The sequence below is a fragment of the Arthrobacter sp. GCM10027362 genome (genome assembly GCF_042679445.1).
Classification (GTDB): domain Bacteria; phylum Actinomycetota; class Actinomycetes; order Actinomycetales; family Micrococcaceae; genus Crystallibacter.
The window spans coordinates 1-9,311 of record NZ_JBHTML010000158.1; the positions used below are offsets into that span (position 1 = coordinate 1).

The window sequence follows — 9,311 nt, forward strand, 5'->3', positions numbered from 1 at the left end:
CCGGGCCGCAGACCGGAACCGGGGCGGCAGCGGCGGCGCCGGCCACCCCCAGCCCGTCCGCCTTGGCCGCCGCCTGCGAGGAGTCCAAGGTGGTCCTGCGTGCATCCACCGACCAGCCGGCCTACGACCCGGGGAGCAACCCCCTGCTCGTTATGGAAGTGGCCAACGAGGGCAAGTTTCCCTGCGAGTTGAACGTGGGCACCAACGCCATGGAATTCGTGGTCACCAGCGGCACGGACAGGATCTTTTCCTCCAAGGACTGCGAGGTGGACCCTACCGAGCTGCTGCTGACCATCCAGCCGGGCCGGAGCGAGCGGGCCCAGTTCACCTGGCAGCGCAACCGAAGCGCCCCGGGCTGCACGCTGGTCGAGGCCAATACCCAGCCGGGGACCTATGTCCTGGTGACCAGGCTCGAAGACCGGACCAGCAACAAGGCAGTCTTCGAACTCCGCTGAGTTCTGCCTCGTCGGGCAGGATTGTGTCCGAGGAGGTCAGATGAAGCGGTCGAGCAGGCTGGTTTCGGCGATGCGGGAGAGCCCCTCGCGCACCGTGCGGGCGCGCTGCTCGCCGATGCCGTCCACGGCCATCAGGTCGTCGATGTTTGCAGCCATCAGGTGCTGCAGCCCGCCGAAGTGGTTCACGAGCCGGTCCGCGACGGCGCGCGGCACGGACTTGATGCCGGCGAGCAGCCGGTAGCCGAGCGGCTGGACCACCGCGTCGAGGGAGTCCATGCCCGGGCGGAATCCGACCACGCTGGCGATGCGGTTCAGGTCGATCAGGTCCGTGGAGCTGAAGTTCCGCAGCTGCTCCACCGCCGCCTCGACTTCGACGCCGCCCTTGATGCCCGCATAGTCGCGCAGCACCATTTCGCTGTCGGGGCCCAGGCCCGAGGTGAGTTCGTCCAGCTGGAGGGAGAGCAGGCGCCCGTCCACGCCGAGCTCGAGCACGTACTGGGAGATTTCCTCCGAGATGCGGCGGACCATTTCCTGCCGCTGCAGCGTGACCGCGACGTCGCGGACAGTGACCATGGCCTCGATCTCGAGGGCGGAGAGCGAGTTGGTGACCTGGTCCAGCCGGGCCCGGTACCGTTCCAGCGTGGCCAGGGCCTGGTTGGCCCGGGCCAGGACCGGTTCGGAGCTCTCCAGGACGTGGCGGATGCCGGCCACGTACAGGGCGATGATCTGCATGGACTGGCTGACGGAAATCACCGGCAGTCCGGTCTGGATGGCCACGCGTTCGGCCGTGCGGTGCCGTGTGCCCGATTCCTGGCTGGGGATCGAGGGATCCGGGACCAGCTGGACCGCCGCCTTGATGATCCGGGACACCTCCCCGTCGCAGACAATGGCCCCGTCCATCTTGGCCAGTTCGCGCAGCCGGGTGGGGGAGAAGTCGATGCCGATGTCGAACCCGCCGCTGCACATGGCCTCGACCTGCTTGTCGTAGCCGAGCACGATCAGGGCTCCGGTCCGGCCGCGCAGGATGCGTTCCAGCCCGTCCCGCAGTGCGGTGCCGGGAGCGACCCGGGCCAAGGTAGCCTTGAGGGCATCCTCGGGGCTCTTGACCATTCAGACGTTCCTTCGGGCAGTTGGGCACGGTTCAGGGCCGTGCCCGGTCGGGAACAGCTACTAGGCAGAATACTATTGGCGGCTCGAGTTTGTCTTACGGGTGGGGCTGGCCCTTCCGTATCGCTGGCGCCGCGCAGGGACCCGGCCTGCCTTAGCCGGCGGCGCTGCGCAGGTTGGCGCCGGAGCGCAGCGGACCGGCGGCGAAGAGGAGGTCCAGGGCCTCGGCGACGGTCTGGACCTCCTTGACCCGGAACCCCGGCGGTATCTGGCCCGCCCCGTTGGGGGAGGCCGGCACGATGGCGTACTGGAAACCGAGACGTTCGGCCTCCAGGATCCGGCGGTTGATGCCGGGCACCGGGCGGACCTCACCGGCCAGACCGACCTCGCCGAAGGCGATCATCCGCGCCTGCAGGGGTTTGTTGTTCTTGGCCGAAGCGATGGCCAGCACGGTGGCCAGGTCCGTGGCCGGCTCGCTCAGCTTCACCCCGCCCACCGTCGCCACATAGCTGTCATCCTTGTGCAGGGACATCGCCGCGCGCCGCTGCAGCACCGCCATCATCATCGCCACCCGCGAGGAATCCAGCCCGCTGGTGGCACGGCGCGGCTGCGCGTTGGAGGTCTCGGCCAGCAGCGCCTGGACCTCGGCGACCAGCGGCCGCCTGCCCTCCAGGGTCACGGTGATGCAGGTGCCGGACACCGGGGTGTTGGTCGGGGAGATGAACAGCCCGCTCGGGTCCGCCAGGCCCTCGATGCCGTCCTCGGACAGGTCGAAGCAGCCCACCTCGTCGGTGGGGCCGTAACGGTTCTTCACCGCCCGCACCAGACGCAGCCGGGAGTGGCGTTCGCCGTCGAACTGGCAGACCACGTCCACCAGGTGCTCGAGCAGCCGGGGACCGGCGATCGAGCCGTCCTTGGTCACGTGGCCCACCAGCACGGTGGCCATGTTGCGGCCCTTCGCGGCATTGATCAGGGAGGCGGCCACTTCCCGGACCTGGGTCACGCCGCCGGCGGCGCCGTCCACCGCGGAGCTGCTGAGCGTCTGCACCGAGTCAACCACCAGCAGGGCCGGATCCACCTGCTCGATGTGCCCGAGCGCGATGCCCAGGTCCGTCTCCGCGGTCAGATAGAGCGAATCCGCCACCGCCCCGATCCGCTCGGCGCGCAGCTTCACCTGGGCGGCGGATTCCTCGCCGGTCACGTACAGCACGTCCCGGCCGGCGGCGGCGACGCGCGCGGCGACGTCCAGCAGCAGGGTCGATTTCCCGACACCCGGCTCACCGGCCAACAGGATCACGGCCCCGGGAACCAGGCCGCCGCCGAGCACCCGGTCCAGTTCGCCCACGCCGGTGGCCTGGAAGGCCGCCGTCGTCGCATCCACCTCGGCGATCCGCTGGGCCGGCCTGGCGGCGGTGGCCGCCGCCGTCGTCCGCGCCGCGACCTGGCCGGTTTCCTCGACGGTCCCCCAGGCCTGGCACTCGCCGCAGCGGCCCACCCACTTGACGGTGGTCCAGCCGCACTCGGCGCAGCGGTAGGCCGGGGCCTTGGAACGGGCGGTCTTGGCACTCATGGACTCAGGCTATCCGAGCCTTCGGACAGTATTGCTGCGCAGGTCCCGTGCCGGCCGGCGGCGGCCGTACAGGCTACAGCCGGGGCAGGTAGCCGGCCGCCTCGTCGTGGGACAGGCCGGTGGCCTCCAGCAGGTCCACCATCAGCGGCCGGAACACCATCACCAGCCCCTCACCCTCGAGCGTCCGCACGCCCAGGGCCTTGGGGTGCAGCCGGGTGGCCACGTCCGCGAACTCGTTCCGGGCATGGCGCAGCCGGCGTTCCCTTGCTCCGTTGTCCGGGTCGGAGAACCCGGAGGCGAGCACTTCGACGGCGTCCGCGGTTTCCTGCAGCAAGGTGGCCAGCGAGTCGCTGGCCTCGTCCGACATGGCCGCATGGTTGATCACGGAAGTGAGCCGGCGCGAAAACACCCTGCTGTTCCTCATGGCCAGGTCGATGGAGTCCGCCGCCCGGTGCAGGTCCACCACTTCCTCGTGGTGCCGGCGGTAGGCCGGGGCAATCCGGGCCACCTCGCGGGCGCTGGTGAAGCTGCTGCGCACATCGTCGATCAGGGACTGGGAGCCGCGCGCGCGGACCAGCGCATGCCAGGCGGCGGTGGCATCGCTCTGGCTCAGGGCCGTGGAGCAGCCGCGCAGCACGGCGGTCAGTTCGGAGAGCAGCTTCTGCAGCTTGGTCCGCGGTTCGGTCCGGGGGTCGCCGGGAACCAGCATCGTGACCAGCAGCGCGAAGGTGCCGCCGACCACGGCGTCCAGGCTGCGGGTGAACGGGCCGCCCTCGGGCGCCGGCAGCAGCACCACGAGGACGGACTGCAGCGCCAGCTGGGTGGTGAAGATGCTTCCGCTGTCCAGGAAACGGGCCAGCAGCACCGAGATGAACATGACGACGCCGGCCTGCCAGATCCCGGCACCGAGCAGGTGCGTGAGCAGGTCGCCGACGGCGATGCCCAGGGTGCAGCCGGCGGCGACTTCCAGGACCTTGCGCACGCGGGGGCCCTTGGCGAAGCCCAGCGCGATCAGGGCCGAGGTGGCGGCGAAGATCGGCCCCTGGTGGCCCAGCAGGCGCTCGGCCACCACATAGGCCGCCACCGCGCAAATGACGATACGCAGGGCGGGCCCGATGGAGTTGCGGCTGCGCCGCAGGCCGACGCGGATCCGCTTGCGCGCAAAGGTGCGGGCTTCGGACAGGCGGGTGCCGGCAGTCATGGCACCAGTCTAGGGATTGGGGCGCCGGCCGGCGGCGGGAGGCCGGGACCCTTTGGCTCGCCGACGGCGCTCCATAGTATGCGAAGCATCACAAAAGCAACGGTGCCGCCCCGTCCGTCACGGAGGAATTGCCCCGTGTTCACCCTCCGTTAACTTTTACCGGCCATTCTCGTTACCTGGGCTGCCTAACTTCGAAATGTACGAAGTCAGCACGGCTCCGGAGTGCGTTCGTTCAACCGTTCGCCAAGTTGAAAGGCACCTTACAAGTGAAGGCAATTCGCTTCGGCCGCGCAGCGGCAGTTCTTTCCCTCGCAGCACTGGCGCTGACAGCCTGCGGGTCCGACAACCCTACCGCCGCGGTCCAGGGCGGTTCGACCGGCGGATCCGGTGTTTCCGGCACCCTCTCCGGCGCCGGCGCTTCGTCCCAGGATTCCGCCATGCAGGCCTGGATGGCAGGCTTCGCCGCGAAGAATCCCGGCGCGAACGTGCAGTACTCGCCGGACGGCTCCGGTGCCGGCCGTGATGCCTTCCTGGCCGGCGGCGTGCAGTTTGCCGGGTCCGATGCCCATCTGGACGACGAGGAATTTGCCGCGGCCAAGGAAATCTGCGGCCCCGAGGGCGCCATGGACATTCCTGCCTATGTGTCCCCGATCGCCGTTGCCTTCAACCTTGAGGGTGTGAAGGAAATCAACATGGACGCGGAGACCATGGCCAAGGTCTTCCGCGGGGAGATCACCAAGTGGAACGACGAGGCGATCGCCTCCCAGAATGCAGGAGTCACCCTGCCTGACACCGCAATCACCGTGGTGCACCGATCCGATGAGTCCGGCACCACCGAAAACTTCGTCGAATACCTCTCCGCCGCCGCCCCCAAGGTGTGGACCGACGAGGTCTCCGGGGACTGGCCGGCCAAGCTCGGCGGCGAAAACGCGCAGGGCACCTCCGGCGTCGTTTCCACCACCAGCAGCACCGACGGCGCCATCACCTACGCCGACGCCTCCGCAGTCGGCAGCCTGGGCACCGTCAAGGTCAAGGTCGGCGACGAGTACGTGGCCTACAGCCCCGAGGCGGCCGCCAAGGCCGTCGAGGTCGCCGACAAGGTCGAGGGCCGCGGAGACCTGGATATGTCCCTGGAGCTCAGGCGCGACACCACCGAGTCCGGCGCCTACCCGATCGTGCTGGTTTCGTACCACATCTACTGCTCCAGCTACAAGGACCAGGCCACCGCCGACCTGGTCAAGGCCTTCGGCAACTACGTGATCAGCGAGGAGGGCCAGCAGGAAGCGCAGAAGTCCGCCGGCAACGCGCCGATCTCGGATACGCTGCGTGAACAGGCCAAGACTGCCATTGATTCGATCAAGGTTGCTTCCTAGCAGCCATCGACCAGGATGGGCCCCGCGCCGTCGAAGTTTGACGCGCGGGGCCACTCCGCGTCCCGGCCCGCGGGCCGGGAGCTGGAGCGGCAAAGCCGCGGCCAGCAGCAACGAAGTACCGTCGTTTAGCCCGAAGGGTGTGTTGTGTCCAATACTCTGACTGCAGGTGCCGCCAAGGGCCGGGCGGGGGATAAAGTCTTCTCCGGCCTGACGTTGTTCGCCGGTTGCCTCATACTCTTTGTGCTGTTTGCGGTGGCCGTTTTCCTGCTCTGGCAGGCACTGCCCACCTTCGCCGCGGACCCGGCGGACGTCACCGGCGGGCACGGCTTCTGGGCGTACATCTGGCCGATCGTGGTCGGAACGCTGATCGCGGCCGCAATCGCCCTGCTGCTCGCCACGCCCATCGGCATCGGCGTGGCGCTGTTCATCTCCCACTTTGCGCCGCGCAGGCTGGCGCAGGGCCTGGGCTATGTGGTGGACCTGCTGGCGGCCATCCCGTCGGTGGTCTACGGCGCCTGGGGCATGACGGTGCTGGCGCCGGCCCTGGTCCCCATCTACGTCTGGCTGGCCGAAAACGCCGGCTGGATTCCCATCTTCGAAGGTCCCGCCAGCCAGACCGGCAAGACCATGCTCACCGCCGGCATCGTGCTCGCGGTGATGATCCTGCCGATCATCACCTCGCTCAGCCGCGAAATCTTCCTGCAGACCCCCAAGCTGCACGAGGAAGCGGCCCTGGCCATGGGCGCCACGCGCTGGGAAATGATCAGGATGGCCGTCTTCCCCTTCGCCCGCGCCGGCGTGATCAGCGCCGTCATGCTCGGCCTGGGCCGCGCGCTGGGCGAAACCATGGCGGTGGCGCTGGTGCTCTCCGGCGGCGGCCTGATTGCGAGCCTGATCAAGACCGGCAACCAGACCATCGCGGCGGAGATCGCGCTGAACTTCCCCGAGGCTTTCGGCCTGCGCCTGGCCGAGCTGATCGCCGCGGGCCTGGTCCTGTTCGTCATCACCCTGGCCGTCAACATGATCGCGCGCTGGATCATCAGCCGCCACAAGGAATTCTCGGGAGCCAACTAATGCCGCAGCTGACCACCACGACTCCTGCCCCGCTCAAACGGAACACCCTGACCAAGAACCAGCTGCCCGGCTGGGCCATCTGGGCCGTGCTGGCCGGCTCCCTGGTCCTGGGCGCGGCGCTGTCCTCGCTGATCGGCTTCAACGTCGTCGCCTGGGCGCTGATCTCGGCAGTCATCTTCATCGCCGCCGGCTATTTCGTGACGCTGTCCGTCGAGGGTGCGCGCAAGGCCAAGGACCGCTTCGTCACCAACCTCATCTTCGCCGCCTTCATCGTGGCGCTGCTGCCGCTGGTCTCGGTGATCTGGACGGTGCTGGCCAGGGGCATCCCCGGCCTGAACGCGAACCTGCTGTTCTATTCCATGAACGGCATGACCGGCACCATTGACAACCAGACGGTCGCCAACGGCACCCCGGTGATCGGCGGCGTCTACCACGGGATCGTCGGCACGCTGCTGATCACCCTGTGGGCGACCATCATCTCCGTGCCCATCGGCCTGCTGACCGCCGTCTACCTGGTCGAGTACAGCAAGGGCGGCCCGCTCTCCCGCGCCATCACCTTCTTCGTGGACGTCATGACCGGCATCCCGTCCATCGTCGCCGGCCTGTTTGCTGCCGCGTTCTTCGGCCTGCTCTTCGGCCCCGGCACGCGCACCGGGTTTGTCGCCGCCGTCGCGCTCTCGGTGCTGATGATCCCGGTGGTGGTCCGCTCCACCGAGGAAATGCTTAAAATTGTCCCCAACGAGCTGCGTGAGGCCTCCTACGCTCTCGGGGTGCGCAAGTGGCGCACCATCCTCAAGGTGGTGGTTCCGACGGCGATCTCCGGCATTGCCTCCGGCGTCACCCTGGCCATCGCCCGCGTGATCGGCGAAACGGCGCCGCTGCTGGTCACCGCCGGCTTCGTCAACAGCATCAACTGGAACGTCTTCGGCGGCTGGATGGCCACCCTGCCGACCTTCATCTACCGCCAGCTGATGAACCCGACCTCCCCGACGAACATCGACCCCAGCGCCCAGCGCGCCTGGGCGGCGGCGCTGATCCTGATCATCTTCGTCATGCTGCTCAACCTCGTGGCGCGGCTGATCGCCCGCATCTTCGCCCCCAAGACCGGCCGCTGAGCCTTTCCTAAGCAGATCCAGAGAAGGAAATCCATGTCCAAGCGCATCGACGTCAATGACCTGAACGTCTACTACGGAGACTTCCTCGCCGTAGAAGGGGTGACCATCAACATTGACCCGAAGTCCGTCACGGCCTTCATCGGCCCCTCCGGCTGCGGCAAGTCCACCTTCCTGCGGACCCTGAACCGCATGCACGAGGTCCTGCCCGGGGCCCGGGTGGAGGGCGAGGTGCTGCTGGACGGCGAGGACCTCTACGGTCCGGGGGTGGACCCGGTGACGGTGCGCAGCCAGATCGGCATGGTGTTCCAGCGGCCCAACCCGTTCCCCACGATGTCCATCCGGGACAACGTGCTGGCCGGGGTGAAGCTGAACAATAAGCGCATCAGCAAGGCCGACGCCGATGCCCTGGTGGAGAAGTCCCTGACCGGCGCCAACCTCTGGAACGAGGTCAAGGACCGGCTGGACAAGCCCGGCTCCGGCCTGTCCGGCGGCCAGCAGCAGCGCCTGTGCATCGCGCGCGCCATCGCGGTGGCCCCGCAGGTGATCCTGATGGACGAGCCCTGCTCGGCCCTGGACCCGATCTCCACCCTGGCCATCGAGGACCTGATCGAGGAACTCAAGAACGAGTACACCGTGGTGATCGTGACCCACAACATGCAGCAGGCCGCCCGCGTTTCGGACAAGACGGCGTTCTTCAACATTGCCGGCACCGGCAAGCCGGGCAAGCTGATCGAGTACAACGACACCACGGCCATCTTCTCCAACCCGGCCGAAAAGGCCACCGAGGACTACGTCTCCGGCCGCTTCGGGTAACCGGCGCAGGGCCCGCTCATGGGGGAGCGGGCCCTCGGACCGTGGTGCTGCGGTACTTACAGAGTCCCGGACTAACAGCGTTCCGGTGCCACACCGCTGGCGCTTCCGGGGCCCAGGGCCTCCGCAAGTACGGTGCCGGATCCACTACGGTCGGCGAGGTGGTGCCGTTAAAGGCGGCAGCGGCCGACGACGGCGTGGGGGGACGGCCTGCGCACCACCGCCCATGAAGGGATGCTTCACTGTTGCTCCGGCACTTACAGAGTTCCGAAGCAACGGTCCCAGTGTCGCCCGCGGCTGCCTTCTACCGTCAGGGAGACAGGGCCACCGCAAACCTGCCGAATGTTGAATCGGCGCGGACCAGGGATGGCTTCGATGTTGACGAGCCGGCCGGCGAGCCCTGGGACGAGGACGACCTCGATGCCATGTAACCGGGGCTTACACCGGTGTACCGACTCCCAAGGCTGATGTGGCGGTGCCTCGGTCGGAACCCGCCTGCAACCGCCCCGGCGCCGCCGATCCAGTGGGGGCGCCCCTCTGCGCCGGGCTCTTTGGCCAGCGGGCGGGCGCGAGGCCGGCAGAACCCCGCCGGCAGCCAGGGCAGCC

The 9,311-nt window shown here is 68.3% G+C and carries 8 protein-coding genes and 1 pseudogene; 6 read left to right on the forward strand and 3 right to left on the reverse strand.

The genetic code is table 11. The features are described from left to right. Positions 1-455, forward strand: a pseudogene (locus ACFQ36_RS17645) (hypothetical protein); the annotation flags it as partial. A 36-nt stretch (positions 456-491) separates the two neighbouring features. On the opposite strand, the gene disA reads toward ACFQ36_RS17645, so the two are convergent. The 3 genes from disA to ACFQ36_RS17660 form a co-directional block, all read right to left on the reverse strand. Then, a complete protein-coding gene (disA, locus tag ACFQ36_RS17650) occupies positions 492-1,565 on the reverse strand; it encodes a DNA integrity scanning diadenylate cyclase DisA (RefSeq protein WP_377015969.1) in 1,074 nt (357 codons plus the stop codon). A gap of 151 nt (positions 1,566-1,716) precedes the next feature. After that, a complete protein-coding gene (gene radA, locus ACFQ36_RS17655) occupies positions 1,717-3,132 on the reverse strand; it encodes a DNA repair protein RadA (RefSeq protein ID WP_377015971.1) in 1,416 nt (471 codons plus the stop codon). 73 nt (positions 3,133-3,205) lie between these two features. Next, on the reverse strand, positions 3,206-4,333 hold the full coding sequence (locus ACFQ36_RS17660; RefSeq protein WP_377015973.1) for an aromatic acid exporter family protein: 1,128 nt from the start codon (positions 4,331-4,333) through the stop codon (positions 3,206-3,208). A 266-nt stretch (positions 4,334-4,599) separates the two neighbouring features. Here ACFQ36_RS17660 and pstS point away from each other — a divergent pair, with 266 nt between their 5' ends. The 5 genes from pstS to ACFQ36_RS17685 all read left to right on the forward strand — a co-directional run bounded on the left by pstS (position 4,600) and on the right by ACFQ36_RS17685 (position 9,136). After that, on the forward strand, positions 4,600-5,706 hold the full coding sequence (gene pstS, locus ACFQ36_RS17665; RefSeq protein ID WP_377015975.1) for a phosphate ABC transporter substrate-binding protein PstS: 1,107 nt from the start codon (positions 4,600-4,602) through the stop codon (positions 5,704-5,706). 144 nt (positions 5,707-5,850) lie between these two features. Next, positions 5,851-6,780 (forward strand): phosphate ABC transporter permease subunit PstC, encoded by a 930-nt coding sequence (gene pstC / locus ACFQ36_RS17670; RefSeq protein ID WP_377015977.1) that lies wholly within the window; start codon positions 5,851-5,853, stop codon positions 6,778-6,780. Then, a complete protein-coding gene (gene pstA / locus ACFQ36_RS17675; RefSeq protein WP_377015979.1) occupies positions 6,780-7,895 on the forward strand; it encodes a phosphate ABC transporter permease PstA in 1,116 nt (371 codons plus the stop codon). Before pstC ends, pstA begins: the two co-directional genes overlap by 1 nt. Before the next feature lie 33 nt (positions 7,896-7,928). After that, positions 7,929-8,708 (forward strand): phosphate ABC transporter ATP-binding protein PstB, encoded by a 780-nt coding sequence (gene pstB / locus ACFQ36_RS17680; protein ID WP_377015981.1) that lies wholly within the window; start codon positions 7,929-7,931, stop codon positions 8,706-8,708. A 281-nt stretch (positions 8,709-8,989) separates the two neighbouring features. Next, positions 8,990-9,136, forward strand: a complete 147-nt coding sequence (locus tag ACFQ36_RS17685) for a hypothetical protein (RefSeq protein ID WP_377015983.1) — start codon at positions 8,990-8,992, stop codon at positions 9,134-9,136. Positions 9,137-9,311: the final 175 nt, after the last annotated feature.

Coding starts and splice junctions, on each gene's coding strand:
- disA (WP_377015969.1), bottom strand. CDS start 1,565: ATGGTCAAGAGCCCCGAGGATGCCCTCAAGGCTACCTTGGCCCGGGTC.
- radA (WP_377015971.1), bottom strand. CDS start 3,132: ATGAGTGCCAAGACCGCCCGTTCCAAGGCCCCGGCCTACCGCTGCGCC.
- ACFQ36_RS17660 (WP_377015973.1), bottom strand. CDS start 4,333: ATGACTGCCGGCACCCGCCTGTCCGAAGCCCGCACCTTTGCGCGCAAG.
- pstA (WP_377015979.1), top strand. CDS start 6,780: ATGCCGCAGCTGACCACCACGACTCCTGCCCCGCTCAAACGGAACACC.
- pstB (WP_377015981.1), top strand. CDS start 7,929: ATGTCCAAGCGCATCGACGTCAATGACCTGAACGTCTACTACGGAGAC.